Raw genomic sequence first — 16,863 nt, forward strand, 5'->3', positions numbered from 1 at the left:
CCTGCGAAAGGAACCTCCCGTGACCATCGAAGCCCTGGTCCGGCCGAGTCCGGTGCACGACGCCGCCGACCTGTTGACGGCGTATCTGCCCGGCTCGTTCTTCCATCGCTCGCCGCGCGGCACCCTGCTCGCCGACGGCGTGCACGCGAGCGTCGAGGGACGCCCGGGTGGTCACGCCGACGCCGCGGCCGACGCGCTGCGCGACGCCCGGGAGGCGGGCGTGCGCGACCCCGTCGTCGTCGGGGCGCTGGGCTTCCTCCCCGACGCACCGAGCAGCCTGGTCGTGCCGGCGGTGGTCCGCCGCGCCCCGGGGGACGCCGGCGCGGCGCCCGCGGTGCGCCGGCCGGCCCCGCCGGTGTCGGACTGGACGGTGCGGCAGCACCCGGCCCCCGAGGACTACGCCGACGGCGTCCGCCAGGTCCTGGACCTGGTCGACGACGGCGTGCTGGACAAGGTCGTGCTGGCCCGCTGCCTGGAGCTGGCCTCGGCGGACCCGGTGTCGGTGCCGGACCTGCTGACCCGCCTGGTGCTGGCGGACCCGGGCGCCTACGCCTTCGCCGCGGACGTGACCGCACCCGGTGACCGGGCGACCCGCACGCTGGTCGGGGCCAGCCCGGAGCTGCTCGTATCGCGTCGCGGCGGAGTGGTGGAGGCGAACCCGCTGGCCGGGTCCGCGCCGCGCTCGGCCGACGAGGCGGAGAACCGGGAGCGGATCGCGGCTCTGCTGGCCTCGGAGAAGGACCGCCACGAGCACGCACTGGTCTCCGAACGGGTCTCGGAGGTGCTGGGCCGGTTCTGCACCGGCGTCACCGCTCCGGCCGAGCCCGCGGTGATCGGCACCGCGACCATGTGGCACCTGTCGAGCCGGATCGCCGGGCGCCTCGCCGACGACGCGACGACCGCGCTGCACCTGGCCGAGGCACTGCACCCGACGCCGGCCGTGTGCGGGGTGCCGCCGCTGGCCGCGCGCTCGGCGATCAACGAGGTCGAGACCGTCGACCGCGGCTACTACAGCGGACTGGTCGGCTGGGTCGACGCCTCCGGCGACGGCGAGTGGGTGGTCACCATCCGCAGCGCCGAGGTCTGCGAGGCGACGCTGCGGCTGTTCGCCGGGGCCGGCGTCGTCGGCGGGTCGGTGCCGGAGTCCGAGCTGGCCGAGACCGCCGCCAAGTTCCGGACGCTGCTGCGCGCGATCGGCGTCGAGGCGGCGCCGTGACCTCCGTCGCCGGCCGATCCACCGGACCATCCGACGACCCGGCCACCGACCCCGGTCCGGACCACACCCGGTGGCCGGCCGACGAGGCCGCCCGGCACCGCGCCGCCGGGCACTGGCGCGGACAGACGTTCGGCACGCTGCTGACCCTGCTCGCCGACGCCCACCGCGGCCGCACCGCCGTCGTCGGACGGACCGGGGGACGGACGCAGCGCTGGAGCTTCACCGAGCTCGACGACCGTGCGCACCGGCTGGCCGCGGGCCTGCACGGTCTCGGCGTGCGGGCCGGGGACCGGGTCGTGCTGCAGCTGCCGAACGTGCCGGAGTTCCTGCCGGTGGTCTTCGCGCTGTTCCGGCTCGGGGCGTGGCCGGTGTTCGCGCTGCCCGCGCACCGCGGGTCCGAGCTGCGCCACTTCGCCGAGCGCACCGGGGCCGTCGCGATCCTGACCGTCGACGCCCACGAGCGCTTCGACCACGCCGCGCTGGCCGCCGCGGTCGCCGGTGACGTCGCCTCGGTGCGGAACGCGATCGTGCTCGACACCGGTGCCGGGGTGGACCTCGGCGGCGCCGTCGGTCTCGCCGACCTCTACGCCGACCCGCTGGACCTGCCCGACCCCGACCCCGAGGGCGTCGCGTTCCTGCAGCTCTCCGGCGGCAGCACCGGGCTGCCGAAGCTGATCCCGCGCACCCACGACGACTACCTCTACAGCGTCCGGGAGAGCGCCCGGATCTGCGGGCTGCGCCGCGACAGCGTCTACCTGGCCGCCCTGCCGGCGGCACACAACTTCCCGCTGAGCTCGCCCGGCGTGCTCGGCGCGCTGCACGCCGGTGCCACGTCGGTGTTCTCGCCGGGCCCGGACGCCGACACCGCGTTCGCGCTCGTCGAGTCCGAGCGGGTGACGATCACCGGCCTGGTTCCGCCGCTGGCCGCGGCGTGGGCGCAGGCCGCCGGGCGGACCGCGCGCGACCTGTCGAGCCTGGAGGTCGTCCTGGTCGGCGGGGCCAAGTGCGGGCGCGAGCTGGCCGCGCGGATCGGACCCGCCCTGGACTGCCGGCTGCAGCAGGTGTTCGGGATGGCTGAGGGGCTGGTGAACTACACCCGCCTCGACGACCCGGACGAGCTCGTCCTGACCACCCAGGGACGGCCCATCTCGCCGGACGACGAGGTGCGCGTCGTCGATCCGGACGACCCGCTGGCCCCCTCCGACGCCGAGGTCGCGCCCGGGGCCGAGGGCGCGCTGCTGACCCGCGGGCCCTACACGATCCGCGGCTACTACCGGGCCGCCGAGCACAACGCGACCGCCTTCACCCCGGACGGCTTCTACCGCACCGGCGACCTGGTCCGGCGCGGCCCGACCGGGCACATCGAGGTCGTCGGGCGGGTGAAGGAGCAGGTCAACCGGGGTGGGGAGAAGGTGGCGCCGGAGGAGGTCGAGGACCACCTGATGGCCCACCCGGGCGTGCTCGACGCCGCCGTCATCGGCGTCGAGGACGAGTTCCTGGGCGAGCGCACCTGCGCCTACGTGGTGCCGGTCCCCGGCGACGAGCCACCGACCGGCCCGGTGCTGCGGCGCTTCGTGCGCGAGCGCGGCGTCGCGGCGTTCAAGGTCCCCGACGTGGTCCGGGTGGTCGAGGCGTTCCCGGTCACCGGCGTCGGCAAGACGAGCAGACGCGAGCTCCGCAGGGCACTGCGGAGCGGCGAGCACTGAGCGAGGAAGAGAGGTGGACCCCGTGTCCCTGCCCCGGATCGAGCCCTACCCACTGCCCGCGCCGTCCGACCGTCCCGCCGGGCGGGTCGGGTGGCGGCCGGACCCGGCGCGCGCCGCACTGCTGGTGCACGACATGCAGCGCTACTTCCTGGCGCCCTACGCCGGCGCCCCGGTCCCGGAGGTGACGGCGAACATCGCCGCGCTGCTCACGTCGTGCCGCGACGCCGGCGTGCCGGTGTTCTACACCGCCCAGCCCGGGCACCAGGATCCCGCCGACCGCGGGCTGCTGACCGAGTTCTGGGGGGAGGGGATCGGTGCCGTGATCGACGACGACCCGCGGGCCGCCGACATCGTCGACGACCTCGCGCCGCTGCCGTCGGAGACGGTGCTGACGAAGTGGCGCTACAGCGCGTTCCAGCGCAGCACGTTCGGCGAGCAGCTGGCCGAGGCCGGACGCGACCAGCTCCTGGTCACCGGCATCTACGCGCACATCGGCTGCCAGGCCACGGCCGTCGAGGCGTTCATGCGCGACGTCGCGCCGTTCCTGGTCGCCGACGCCGTCGCCGACTTCTCCCGCGGCCACCACGACCGGGCGTGCGAGTACGTCGCCCAGCGCTGCGGTGTCGTCACCGCGACCGCCGAGGTGCTCGAGGCGTTCGCGCCGTCCCCGGCGGGGGTGGGCCGATGAGCGCCACCGGGACCGGGCTGACGCAGGAGCGGATCCGCACCGACGTCGCCGAGCTGCTGGACTGCCCGCCGGAGGACATCGGGCCCGAGGACGACCTGTTCGACCTGGGCCTGGACTCGGTGCGGATCATGTCGCTGATCGAGCGGTGGCGCGGCGCCGGCGCTGCGGGGCTGGAGTTCGCGGACCTGGCCGAGGAGCCGGTGCTGCGGCGCTGGACCGAGATCCTGGCGGGTGGCGCATGAGCGGCCGCGGCGGCGTCGAGGAGAAGCTGGCGGTCGTCCGGGACCGGCGCACCGGGTCGGAGAAGGTGCCCTACCCGATCCGGATCCGGGAGCTGCAGGTGCTGCGCAGCCGGATGGTCGGCTCGGCGCTGCTGCGCGTGACGTTCGGCGGTGAGGGTCTGGCCGGGTTCGTCAGCCACTGCCCGGACGAGCACGTGCGCCTGATCTTCCCCGAGCCGGACGGCTCGCTGCGCCTGCCCGAGCCGGACGGCGACATGCTGCGCTGGCCGCGCCCGGTGCCGCGGTCGCGGGAGTACACCGTGCGCCGCCACGACGCGGACGCCGGCGAGCTGGACATCGACATCGCGCTGCACCGGGGCGGTCTGGCCTCGGACTGGGCGGTCGACGCCGCCCCCGGCGACACGCTGCACGTGGCCGGCCCGCCCGGGGGGCTCGCCGTGCCGCACGGCTACGACCGCTGGCTCCTGGCCGGTGACATCACCGCGTTGCCGGCGATCGCCCGCTGGCTGGAGGGGCTCCCCTCCGACGCGCGGGGCTGGGCGTTCGTCGAGGTCACCGACGCCTCCGAGGAGATCGAGATCGCGGCACCGGCCGGGGTCTCGGTCCGCTGGGTGCACCGCGGCGGCGTCGCGCCGGGCCTCTCGGACGCCCTGGAGAAGGCGGTGCGCGAGGTGCGGGTCCCCGACGGGGAGCGCGTCTACGCCTGGATCGCCGGGGAGGCCGGCTCGCTCAAGCCGCTGCGCCGCTGGGTCCGCGACGAGCTGGGTCTCGCCGGTGACGACCACGAGATCACCGGTTACTGGAAGCGCGGGACCGCGGACTTCGACGACGACGAGGAGGAACACGGCCACGGCCATTAGCCACCGCCCGCCCCGCCCGCACACCGCACGTCCCGGGAGTACGAGTTGAGCACCGCACCCGTCCGGTCCCGCCCGGAGGTCACCGACCCCTCCGGTGAGGTCCTCGAGCTGACCGCCGCCCAGCTCGGCATCTGGAACGCGCAACGGCTGGAACCCGACTCACGGCACTACCTGGTCGGCGACGTGCTGGAGGTCTCCGGGCCGGACGCCGTCGACGTCGCGGCGCTGGCCGAGGCGGTGCGACTGACCACGGAGGAGGCCGAGTCGCTGCGGCTGCGGGTGTTCGACACCCCGGACGGGCCGCGCCAGATCGTGTCGTCGGAGCCGGTGCGCGCGCCCCGGATCGTCGACCTGCGGGCCGAGCGCGATCCGTCCGCGGCCGCGCAGGCGACGGTGGACGCCGAGCGCGTCCGCGCGGCCGAGGCCTGCCGGGCGATGGTGGACCGGCCGCTGTACCACCAGGTCCTCGTGCGGGTGTCGGACCGCGAGGTCTGGTACGTCCAGCTCGGCCACCACCTGATCTTCGACGGGTACTCGGCGGCGATGCTGTGCCGGCGGATCGCCGCGCACCACACGGCGCTGACCGGCGGGACCGAGGTGGCGCCGTCGACGTTCGGGCGGTTCGCCGACCTGGTCGGGGCCGACCTCGCCTACCGGTCGAGCGAGCGGTTCGCGACCGACCGCGACTACTGGCGCGACCGCCTCACGCCCCTGCCGGAGCTGGGGGAGACCGGCGGGTCCGCCGTCGGCCCGCCGGACCGGACGCTGACCGCCCGCACGGTGCTGGGCCCCGAGGGACTGGACCGGCTGCGCGCCGTCGCCGACGACGCGCACGTCACCTGGGGCGAGGTGCTGATCGCCTGCTACGCCGCGTTCCTGCACCGGGTCTCCGGCGCGTCCGACGTCGTGTTCGCGCTGCCGCTGATGTGCCGCTCCGGGAAGGCGGCCCTGCGCACGCCGGCGATGGCGGTGAACGTGCTGCCGCTGCGGGTGGACGTGCGCGGCGGCGACCGGCTCGACGAGCTGAGCCGGCGCACCGCGGAGGCGATGCGCGAGATGCGGACCCACCAGCGCTACCGCGGCGAGAACCTGCCGCAGGACCTCGCCGTGCCCGGGGCCGGCGCGCTGCTGCACGGGCGCGGCGTCAACCTCAAGGCGTTCGACTTCTCGATCGACCTGGCCGGCGCGACCGGCGTGCTGCGCAACGTCGCCGGCGGCCCGCCGGAGGACTTCGGCCTGACCGCCACCCCGACCGCCGACGGCGGGCTGCTGCTCGGCTTCGAGGTCGACGCCCGCACGAACGACCAGGACGCGGTCGACGCGCGCCTGGACGCACTGGTCAGGCTGGTCGGGGAGCTGTCCGGCCCCGGCCTGCCGCCGGTCGGCGGCGTCGCGCTGCTGGCCCCGGACCGCCGCGCGCAGGTACTCGCCGACCGCTCCGTGCCGCCCTTGCCGGGCCACCCTGCCGACGTCCCGACGCTGCTCGCGGACCTGGCCGCGACGCACCCGGACCGGACCGTGCTGGTGGCCGGCGACGAGCGCCTGACCAGGGTGGATCTGGCGTCACGGGTGCACCGGCTGGCCCGGGTGCTGCGCTCGCGCGGGGCCGGGCCGGACGTCGTGGTGGCGATCGGGCTGCCGCGCTCGGCCGACCTCGTCGTCGCCCTGCTCGCGGTGCTCGACGCCGGGGCCGCGTTCCTGGTGCTCGACACCGACCACCCGGCTGAGCGCCTGCGCGGCATCGTCGACGACGCCCGACCGGCCCTGCTGGTGACCGACCGTGCCCTGGACCTGCCGGGCGGTCCCGCGCGGCTGATGCTCGACGAGGTGCCCGCCGGGTCCGGCGACCCGCTCGCACCGGCGGAGCTCGCCGCGCCCCGCGATCCCGAGCACCTCGCCTACGTGATCTACACGTCCGGTTCCACCGGTCGCCCGAAGGGCGTGCTGGGACGTGTCGGCGGACTCGCGTCGCTGGTGCACCACCACCGCTCGACGGTCGTCGCCGACGCCGCAGCTGACATCGGGCGTCCGCTGCGCGCCGCGCACACCTACTCGTTCTCCTTCGACGCCGCGCTCGACCAGCTGATGTGGCTGCTCTGCGGGCACGAGCTGCACCTCTACGGCTCCGACCTGGTCCGCGACGCCGACGCGCTGCTGGCGGTGTACCGCCGGGACGGGATCGACGTCGTCGACACCACCCCGTCGCTGGCCGCGCCGCTGGTCGAGGCGGGTCTGCTCGACCTCCCGCTGCGGCTGCTGATCCTCGGCGGCGAGGCCACCCCGGACGCGCTGTGGCGCCGCGTCCACGCCTCCGGGATCGCGGCGTTCAACCTCTACGGCCCGACCGAGGCGTCGGTCGACACGACGCTCGCCCGGGTCGACGACGGCGATCCCGCGATCGGCCTGCCGCTCGCCGGGACCCGCACCTACCTGCTGGACAACGCGCTGCAGCCGGTGCCGCACGGCGCGCCCGGCGAGCTGTACCTGGCCGGGCCGCACCTGGCCCGCGGCTACGCCGGACGCCCGGACCTGACCGCGGACCGGTTCGTCGCCGACCCGTTCGGCGGTCCGGGGGAGCGGATGTACCGGACCGGGGACCGCGCCCGGTGGGTGCCCGGCCGCGGCATCGTCCATCTCGGACGCGACGACGGCCAGGTCAAGATCCGCGGCTACCGGGTGGAGATCGGCGAGGTCGAGAGCGGCCTGTCCGCCGTGCCGGGGGTGGCCGCGGCCGCGGCGGTGGTGCGGACCGACGGCGGGCGCGCCCGGCTCGTCGGCTACGTGGTGCCGTCGTCGGCGCCGCTCACCCCGGACGCCGTGCGCGAGTCGCTGGCCGAGCGCGTCCCGGACCATCTCGTGCCCTCGGCCGTCGTCGTGCTGGACGCGCTGCCGGTGACGGTCAACGGCAAGCTCGACCGCGCCGCGCTGCCGGTGCCGCGCTGGGAGGGCAGCGGCCGGGAGGCCGGTACGGAGCGGGAGCGGCTGCTCTGCGGTGTGGTCGCCGAGGTGTTCGACCTGGACCGGGTCGGCGTCGACGAGGACTTCTTCGCCCTCGGCGGGGACAGCATCACCGCGATCAGCGTCAGCAGCCGCCTGCGCGCGGTCGGCCTGGATCTGCGCCCGCGGGACCTGCTGGCCCGGAGGACGCTCGCGTCGCTGGCCGCCGGCGCCGGTGAGGTGGACGGCGCGGCGGAGGCCGCCCCGGACGACCCGACCGGTCCGGTCCCGGCGCCGCCGATCGTGCGTGCCCTGCTCGACCCGCATCCCGACCTCACCGACATCGCCGGGTACGCCCAGTGGACGGCGCTGCGGATCGACGACCCCCTGGCCCTGCCCGATCTCGTGGCGGGCGTGCAGACGGTGCTCGACCGCCACGACGCGCTGCGCCTGCTGGTGACCGGCGGCGACGGCGGGGAGCCGGCGCAGCTGCTGGTGCGCCCGCGTGGTGCCGTCGCGGCCACCGGAGTCGTCGGCGAGATCACCGACACCGCTGTCCTCGCCGATCTCGCCGCCGACCTGGCCTCCGAGCTGGCCCCGCGGTCCGGGGACCTGCTGCGGGTGGCGCTGGTGCGGACCCCGGACGGGGAGCCGGACCGGCTGCTGGTGCTCGCCCACCATCTCGTCGCCGACGGGGTGTCCTGGCGGATCCTGCTGCCGGACCTGCACGAGGCCTGCACCGCCGCGGCGGCCGGTCGCGCGCCGGAGCCCGCGCCGTCCGGTACCTCCTGGCGCCGGCACGCCACGCTCCTGGCCGAGGAGGGCGAGAAGCACACCCGGGCTCCGGAGCTGGCGTACTGGCGCCGGGCCACCGCCGGGGACCACCTCGGGGACCGGGGTCTCGACCGGTCGCGCGACACCGTCTCCACCGCGACGCAGACGACCACGACCGCCTCCGCCGAGGTCACCGACGCGCTGGTCACGACGCTGCCCGCCGCCTACCGGGCCGGCGTGCACGAGGTGCTGCTGACCGCGCTCGCCCTGGCCCTGCGCACGTGGCGGGCGGAGTGCGGACGTCCCGTCACCGACGCCACGACCGTCACCGTGGAGGGCCACGGCCGCGACCGCGCCGGCACCGACCTGTCCCGGACCGTCGGCTGGTTCACCGCCGAGTACCCGGTGCCCGTCCCCACCGACGCCGTGCGGGACGACACCGACCTGGCCGACGCCCTCGCCGGCGGTCCCGCCGCGGGCCGGCTGCTGCGCGCGGTGAAGGAGACCCTGCGCGCCGTCCCGGACGGCGGCGTCGGCCACGGCGTGCTGCGCCACCTCGACCCGCGCACCCGCGACGAGCTGGCGGCCGGCCCGTCGCCGGACGTGCTGCTCAACTACCTGGGCCGCTTCGCCGCGTCGCCCGGCGACGGGTGGCGACTCCCCGAGGGGGCCGCGTTCGCGGTCGTCGAGCCGCCCGGCAAGGCTCTGGAGCAGGTGCTGGCGCTGAACTGCTTCGTGCACGAGGACGGCGCGCCCCGGCTGTCGGTCGAGTGGACCGCCGCCGGCCTGGTGCTCGGGCTCGACGTCGTCGCACAGCTGCAGGCCCACTTCGCGGCCGCGCTCGACGCCCTGGCCGCACACGCCGCCCGGATCGGACCCGACGGCGGCGGGCTCACGCCGTCGGACCTGCCGCTGGTCGACCTCGACCAGGACGGCATCGACGCCCTGGAGCGCGAGCACCGCGTCGACGACGTCCTGCCCGCGACCGCGCTGCAGGTCGGGCTGTCGTTCCACAGCCTGGTCCGCGGCGAGGACGACACCGACGTCTACGTCGTGCAGGCCGTCACCTCGCTCGCCGGGGCCCTGGACCCGGACCGGATGCGCCGCGCCACCGCCGAGCTGCTGCGCCGGCACCCGTCGCTGCGGATCGGCCTGGCCGCGACCACCTCCGGGGACGTCGTGCAGGTGGTGCCCCGCGACGTCGTCCCGGACTTCCGGCACGTCGACGCCTCCGGGGACGCCACGCTGCTCGCCGAGCACCTCGGGCGCGAGCTGCGCCGCCCGTTCGACCCGGCGCGGCCGCCGTTGATCCGCTTCCTGCTGTGCACGCTCGGACCCGGCGCGCACCGGCTCGCGATCACGAACCACCACGCGTTGCTCGACGGGTGGTCGATGCCCCTGGTCGGCCGCACCCTGCTCGCGATCTACGCCGAGCTCGGCGGCGGCCCGGCCGTCCCGGCGCCAGTCGGAGTCGCCGACTACTTCCGCTGGCTCGACGGGCGCGACCGCGGGGTCTCCCGGCAGGCCTGGCGCGACCTGCTCGACGGCGTCGACGAGGGCACCCGGCTCGCCCCGGCCACCGCGGGCGAGGCCGTCGTCCGGCCCGGCCGGGTCCGGATCGACCTCGGCGAGACGCTCAGCGAGGAGATGCGGGCGTTCGCCCGCGACCGCGGCATCACCCTGACCTCGGTGCTGCAGACCGCATGGGGCCTCCTGCTCGGACGCCTCACCAGCCGCGACGACGTCGTGTTCGGCTGCCCGGTGTCCGGGCGCCCGGCCGAGGTGCCGGGCGTCGAGTCGATGATCGGGCAGCTCGGGAACACGATCCCGGTCCGCGTCCGGTGCGCGCCCGCCGACACCGTCGCCGACGTGCTGTCCGCGGTGCACGACCAGGGCGTCGCGATGGCCGATCACCACCACGTCGGCCTGCCCGACGTGCAGCGCGACGCCGCCGTCGGCGACCTGTTCGACACGATGCTGGTGATGGAGAACTTCCCGCTCTCCAGCCGCAACCGGGTGCCGCTCGCACCCGGCCTGGACCTGACCGGCGTCGACATCACCGACGCCACCCACTACCCGCTCACCGTGATCGTGATCCCGGGGGAGACCGTCGTGGTGGGACTGGGCTACCAGCCCCAGGCCTTCGACGAGTCGACCGTGCGCGACTACGGCCGCTGGCTGCAGACGCTGCTGCGCGAGATCGTCGCCGACCCGGACCGGCCGTCCGGACGGGTACCGGTGCTCGAGCCCGAGGAGCGCGACCGGCTCCTGCGGACCGGCACCGAGCGCGTGCCGCGGGTCCCGCGGCGGCCGTGCCTGGACGAGTTCGCGGCGCAGGTGCGGGCCCGCCCGGACCACGAGGCCGTCGTCTGCCGCGACCGCGGCCTGACCTACGCCGAGCTGGACCGGGCCGCCAACCGGCTCGCGCACGCGCTGATCGCGAACGGGGTGGCGCCGCAGGACGCGGTCGCGGTGCTGCTCGAACGCGACGTCGAGATGCCGGTCGCGATCCTCGGTGTGCTCCGCGCCGGGGCCGTCTACGTGCCGATGGACGCGTCCTACCCGGCCGACCGTCTCGCGTTCATGCTCGACGACATCACCCCGGCCGCCGCGGTCACCACCGCCGGTGCGCTGGCGCAGCTCGGGGGTGCGCTGCCGTCGGACCGTCCGGTGCCGCTGGTGCGCCTGGACGAGCCCGCCGCCGATCTCCCGGACACCGACCCGGCCGGGGCCCGCCGCGGGCTGACCGAGGACGCGCTGGCCTACGTCATCTACACCTCCGGCACCACCGGGCGTCCCAAGGGCGTCGCCGTGACCCACCGCGGGATCCCGGACCTGGTCGCGCTGCAGGAGGAGGTCGTCGGCGTCACCTCCGACATCCGCTACCTGCACTTCGCCTCGACGAGCTTCGACGTCGCGTTCTGGCAGACGATGATCCCGCTGCTCTCCGGCGGGACGTCGGTGATCGCGCCGGAGGAGGTGCGCCTCTCCGGTGACGACCTGCTCGACTACATCGCCGCGCAGCGCTGCACCGGGGTGAACCTGCTGCCCTCGTTCCTGGCCGCGATGCCCGACGACCGCACCATCGACCCGGACGTGCTCCTGATGGTCGGCGCGGAACGGCTCGACCCGGAGCTGGCCCGGCGCTGGGGAGCGCGGCGGGCGATGTTCAACGCCTACGGCCCGACCGAGGTCACGATCAACGCCACGATGTGGCGCTACGACCCCGACGACCCGGGGCCGCTGCCGATCGGGCGCCCGGACCCCAATGTCGCCGCGTACGTCCTCGACGCCGGCCTGATGCCGGTCGGGGTGGGTGTGCCCGGAGAGCTGTACCTGGCCGGTCCGAGCGTGGCGCGGGGTTACGTCGGACGGCCCGGGCTCACCGCGGGCGCGTTCGTCGCCGACCCGTTCGGCCCGCCCGGCACGCGGATGTACCGCACCGGGGACCGGGTGCACTGGCGCGGCGACGGGCAGCTGGTGTTCCTCGGCCGCACCGACCACCAGATCAAGATCCGCGGCTTCCGGGTGGAGCTCTCCGAGATCGAGACCGTGCTCGCCCGGCAGCCGGGGGTGCGGGCCTGCGTGGTCGTGGTCCGCGAGGACCGGCCCGGCGACCGCCGCCTGGCCGGCTACGTCGTCCCCACCGACTGCGCCGACCTGCAGCCGGAACGCCTGCGCGCCGACCTCGGCGACGTGCTGCCCGGCCACATGGTCCCGTCGGCGCTCGTGCTGCTCGACCGGCTGCCGCTCAACCCGGCCGGCAAGCTCGACCGGGCCGCGCTCCCGGTCCCCGACGCCGGGTCCGGGACCGCCTCCCGCGAGCCCGCGACCCCGGCCGAGGAGACGCTGCTGGAGATCCTGCGCGACGTCCTCGGGACCACGGAGATCGGTGTCGACGACGCGTTCCTCGACGTCGGCGGGGACAGCATCGTGTCCCTGCAGGTCGTCTCCCGGGCGCGACGGCGCGACCTGGTGCTGACCGCGCGCGACGTGTTCGAGGGCGGCACGGTCGCCGGGATCGCCGCCCGCGGCTCGTCCTCCGGAGACGCCGACGGCGACGACACGGGCCCCGTGACCGGCGACGCCCCGCTGACGCCGGTGATGCGCGACCTCCTGTCCCGCTGCGCCGCGGCCGGGACCACCGCGGACGGGTTCTGCCAGTGGACGGAGGTGGTCGTCCCGGGCGGGGGAGACCGCCCCGGGTGGGAGGCGGTGCTGACCGCGCTGCTGGACCGGCACGACGTCCTGCGCTCACACCTCGTCTCCTCGTCTTCCTCCTCGGGCGCCGAGCCGGTGCTGCGGATCCCGGCCGCCGGGACCGTCACCGGGGCCGACGTCCTGACCGTCGTCGACGTGGGCGAGGGCGCCGACCGGCGCGCCCTCGCCGACACGCACACCGCCGCCGCGCGGGAGGCGATGGACCTGCACCGCGGCCCGCTGCTGCGCGCGGTGTGGCTCGACGCCGGACCGGACGCGCCGGGGCGGATGGTCCTCGTCGCGCACCACATGGTGGTCGACGGCGTCTCGTGGCGGATCCTGCTCGACGACCTGCGCCACGCGTTCGAGTCCCGCACCGCCGACGGCGCCGTGCCCGCTCTGGCGCGGCGCGGGCCGTCGTTCCCGGCGTGGGCCACCGCGCTCACCGGGGCCGTCGACGCGCGCCGCGACGAGCTCGCGCACTGGCGCGCCGTCGTCGAGGCACCGAACCCCACCCTGTCCGACGTCGAGCCGGACCCGCGGCGCGACACCGTCGCCACCGCGACGCACCACGAGATCCGGCTCGACGCCGCGACCACGCACGCCGTGCTCACCGCACTGCCGGCCGCGTACCGGACCACCCCGGACACCGTGCTGCTCACGGCGCTCGCCACGGCGATCGGCCTGCGTTCGGACGCGGGCGGCCCCGAGCTGCTCGTCGCGCGGGAGAGCCACGGCCGGCCGGACCACACCCCGGACCGCAGCGGGCCGGTGGACCTGTCGCAGACCGTCGGCTGGTTCACCGCCGTGCACCCGGCCCGGATCCGTCCGGACCGGCGCGGCGGCGCGAACGCGCTGAAGTCGGTCAAGGAACAGCTCAACGCGGCCGGTGACGGACTCGGCTACGGCATCCTGGGATCCGAGGTGGGGACCGTCGAGCCGCGGGTCGGCCTCAACTACCTGGGCCGGTTCCTGTCCGGCGCGGCCGCCGAGACGCCGTGGCAGGCCCCGCCGGACGCGGACCCGCTCGGCTCCGGCGGAGGCGACGACATGCCGTTGCCGCAGAGCCTGATGGTCAACGCGCTGGCCTTCGACGCCGACGGCGAGACCACGCTGGGGATCCGGTTCACCTGGCCGTCGGCCCTGTTCGCGCCGGAGCGGATGGAGCAGGTCGCCGAACGCCTGCGCGGCGCCCTGACCACGCTGGCCGGCGATCCCGGCGTGGCGGCCGGTGCCGGGCTCACCCCGTCCGACGTCGACCTCGTCGCGGTCGACCAGTCCACGATCGACGCCCTCGAACGCGTCCACCCGGTCGCCGGCATCCTGCCGCTGACCCCGCTGCAGGAGCTGATGCTGCGGCACTCCCGCGGACGCCGCGGCGTCGCCGACCCCTACACCGTGCAGGCGGCGTTCTCGCTGGCCGGGGACCTGGACGTCGACGCCCTGCACGCCGCCGGGGCGGACCTGCTGCGCCGGCACCCGAACCTCGGCGCGGTGTTCCCGGTCGTGCCGGACGGGGTCCAGGTGCTGCTCGACGACCCGCGCCCCGACACGCGCCTGCTCGACGTCTCCGGGTCCGGCCCGTCCGAACAGGACGCCGAGGTGGAACGTCTGCTGGACTCCGACCTGGCCGAGCCGTTCGACCTCGCCGGCGGGCCGCCGGTCCGGATCACGGTGATCCGCCGCGGCCCGGGACGGTCGGAGTTCGTGCTCACCACCCACCACGTGCTCTCCGACGGCTGGTCCGCCCCGCGGATGCTGGGCGAGACGTTCGCGCTCTACACCGCGCGCGTGTCCGGTGAGCCGGCCGCGCTCCCGGCGCCGGTCCCGTTCGAGCGCTACCTGCGGTGGCGGGCCGGGTGCGACCATGACGCGGCCCTGCGGCACTGGGCCGACGAGCTCGCCGGCCTGCCCGAGGGCGACCACGTCAGCGACGGCGGCACGCCGGGCGCCGAGCCCACCGGGACGGTCCTGGCGCAGGTCCCCGCGGGCCGCGTCGCCGCACTCACCGCGGCCGCCACCGTCGCCGGGGTGACCGTGGGAACACTGTTGCAGGCGGCGTGGGCCGCGGTCCTCGCCGCGCACGCCGGGCGCACCGACGTGTGCTTCGGCGCGATGGTCTCCGGCCGCACCCCGGACGTCGACGGCGTCGAGGAGATCCTCGGCCTGCTCGCCGGCACGCTGCCGGTGCGGGTCCGGTTCGACGGCCACGCGAGCGTCGCCGCGCTGCTCTCCGACCTGCAGGGACGGCACCAGGGCAACGCCGAGGGCCTCGACGTCGGCCTGCCCGCGCTGGAGCGCCTGACCGGGCGTCGCCGACTGTTCGACAGCCTGCTGGTGTTCGAGAACTACCCGGTCGACCCGGACGCGATGCGCCGCCCGGCGCCGGGGCTGACGGTCGTCGGCACCCGGTTCCGGGAGGCCACCCACCACCCGGTGAGCGTGACCGTGGTGCCCGGGGACGACGGCTGGACGGTGGTGCTCGCGCACCGGCCGGAGTCCGTGCCGGCCGAGCGGGCGCAGCGTCTCGCCGACGACCTGCTGCGGGCCCTCGACGCCCTCGCCGCGCCGTCCGCGTCGTCGGCCGCGCCCTCCGAGCTCGTCGGGAGGATCACGTCGTGAACGGGGACCCGCCTCCGGCCCCGGCACCGGAGAAGATCGACAAGAGGCTGGTGCAGACGGCGTTCGTGCTGGTTCTGGGCACGTTCATGGCGACCCTGGACGCCACGATCGTCTCCGTCGGCATCGGCACGCTGGCGCGCGAGTTCGACGTCGGCGTCACCGAGGTCCAGTGGGTCAGCACCGCCTACCTTCTCGCCGTGGTCGCCGCCGTCCCGGCGTCGGGGTGGCTCGCCGACCGCTTCGGCGGGCGGCGCACCTGGATCACCGCGGTCGTGGTGTTCCTGCTGGCGTCGGTGCTGTGCGCGCTGTCCTGGTCGCTGACCAGCCTGGTGGTGTTCCGGGTGCTGCAGGGACTGGCCGGGGGACTGCTGCCCCCGACCGGGCAGGCGTTGCTCGCCCGGGCCGCCGGGCCGCGCCGGATCGGCCGGATGATCAGCATCGTCGGGATCGTCCCGCTGCTGTCCCCGGTGCTCGGGCCGCTGGTCGGCGGGTCGATCCTCTCGGTCGCGGACTGGCCCTGGCTGTTCCTGGTCAACATCCCGATCGGGCTCGTCGCCGTCGTGCTCGGGCTGCGCGTGGTCACGGCCCATTCGCCGGCGGCCGCGGGGGCCCGCTTCGACCTGCGCGGCGCCATGCTGCTTTCGCCGGGCCTGGCCGTCCTCGTGCTGGGGCTGACCGAGATCGGCGACGGCGGTGGAGCGACGACGCTCGCGGTCGCCGGGGTCGTGGTCGGCGCGGCGATGCTCGCCGGGTTCGTCGTGCACGGGCTGCGCACCCGCGCGACCCCGCTGATCGACCCGCGGCTGTTCACCCGGCCCCCGTTCGGTGCCGCGGCACTGGCCCTGGTGATCCTCGGTGCGTCGATGTTCGGCGCGCTGTTCCTGCTGCCGCTCTACCTGCAGACCGGGCGGGGCCTGAGCGCCTGGGAGACCGGACTGCTCCTGGCCCCGCAGGGGGTCGGCGCCGCCGTGGGCTCGATCGTCGTCAACCGGACCGTCGACCGTCTCGCGACGCGGACGCTGGTCCTGACCGGGATCGCCCTGATCGCCGCCGGCACGGTCGTGTTCACCCAGCTCGACCACGCTCCGCCGGACGGCCTGATCGCCGCGTCGCTGCTGATCCGCGGCCTGGGCATCGCGATGATCGGGGCGCCGGTGATGGCGCTGGTGTACCGCACGATGGAACCGGCGATGATCCCGCGCGCGTCCGGTGCCCTGAACCTGTTGAGCACGGTCGGCGGGTCGATCGGCACCGCGGTCCTGGCGGTGGTCCTGCAGAGCCGGCTCGACGCCCGCGCACCCGCCGGCGACGCCGGCGTCACCCTGGCCTTCGCCGACACGTTCTGGTGGGTGCTCGGGTTCTGCCTGGTCGCCGTGCTGGGGGCGTCGAGGCTGTCGCGCCGTTCGGCGGCGCGGGACGCGGAGTCGTCGGCGGCGGGGTGAGCTCCTGACCCGGGTGCACCGGACCGCGGTGCCGTCCGGCGACCGCGGCGACGGGGCGGACATCCGGCTGACACCCCGTCGTAACGGTGCGGTGGTCCACTGGCCGTCGACGGCCGATCCGGCTCGCTCGCCGCAGTGCGGGCCGTCGCCGGCCGACACCGCGCGCGAGGAGAGGA

7 protein-coding genes are annotated in these 16,863 nt (G+C 75.9%); all 7 read left to right on the forward strand.

Annotation, left to right across the window (positions count from 1 at the left end; all coding sequences use genetic code 11):
* The first annotated feature begins 19 nt into the window (after positions 1–19).
* From EV383_RS13660 to EV383_RS13690, 7 genes are read left to right on the forward strand one after another with little or no spacing between them, the layout of a single operon-like run.
* Positions 20–1,216, forward strand: coding sequence for an isochorismate synthase (locus EV383_RS13660; RefSeq protein ID WP_130290262.1), 1,197 nt, complete (start codon positions 20–22; stop codon positions 1,214–1,216).
* Complete coding sequence (locus EV383_RS13665) at positions 1,213–2,922, forward strand: (2,3-dihydroxybenzoyl)adenylate synthase (RefSeq protein WP_130290263.1); 1,710 nt, start codon at positions 1,213–1,215, stop codon at positions 2,920–2,922. Before EV383_RS13660 ends, EV383_RS13665 begins: the two co-directional genes overlap by 4 nt.
* 22 nt (positions 2,923–2,944) lie before the next feature.
* Positions 2,945–3,610, forward strand: a complete 666-nt coding sequence (locus EV383_RS13670) for an isochorismatase family protein (RefSeq protein ID WP_130294383.1) — start codon at positions 2,945–2,947, stop codon at positions 3,608–3,610.
* Positions 3,607–3,852: a phosphopantetheine-binding protein gene (locus EV383_RS13675; RefSeq protein ID WP_130290264.1), complete on the forward strand. Its 246-nt coding sequence runs from the start codon at positions 3,607–3,609 to the stop codon at positions 3,850–3,852. The genes EV383_RS13670 and EV383_RS13675 overlap by 4 nt, the downstream gene beginning before the upstream one ends.
* The gene (locus tag EV383_RS13680; RefSeq protein WP_130290265.1) at positions 3,849–4,712 is read left to right on the forward strand and encodes a siderophore-interacting protein; all 864 of its coding nucleotides are present in this window, start codon (positions 3,849–3,851) and stop codon (positions 4,710–4,712) included. The genes EV383_RS13675 and EV383_RS13680 overlap by 4 nt, the downstream gene beginning before the upstream one ends.
* A gap of 45 nt (positions 4,713–4,757) precedes the next feature.
* Positions 4,758–15,245 carry a non-ribosomal peptide synthetase gene (locus EV383_RS13685; RefSeq protein ID WP_130290266.1) on the forward strand — a complete coding sequence of 3,496 codons (10,488 nt, stop codon included), beginning with the start codon at positions 4,758–4,760 and terminating at the stop codon, positions 15,243–15,245.
* Positions 15,242–16,687 carry an MDR family MFS transporter gene (locus EV383_RS13690; protein WP_242623082.1) on the forward strand — a complete coding sequence of 482 codons (1,446 nt, stop codon included), beginning with the start codon at positions 15,242–15,244 and terminating at the stop codon, positions 16,685–16,687. Before EV383_RS13685 ends, EV383_RS13690 begins: the two co-directional genes overlap by 4 nt.
* Positions 16,688–16,863: the final 176 nt, after the last annotated feature.

Origin of the sequence: Pseudonocardia sediminis (assembly GCF_004217185.1) — a bacterium.
Classification (GTDB): Bacteria; Actinomycetota; Actinomycetes; order Mycobacteriales; family Pseudonocardiaceae; genus Pseudonocardia; species Pseudonocardia sediminis.

Coding starts and splice junctions, on each gene's coding strand:
- EV383_RS13680 (WP_130290265.1), top strand. CDS start 3,849: ATGAGCGGCCGCGGCGGCGTCGAGGAGAAGCTGGCGGTCGTCCGGGAC.
- EV383_RS13675 (WP_130290264.1), top strand. CDS start 3,607: ATGAGCGCCACCGGGACCGGGCTGACGCAGGAGCGGATCCGCACCGAC.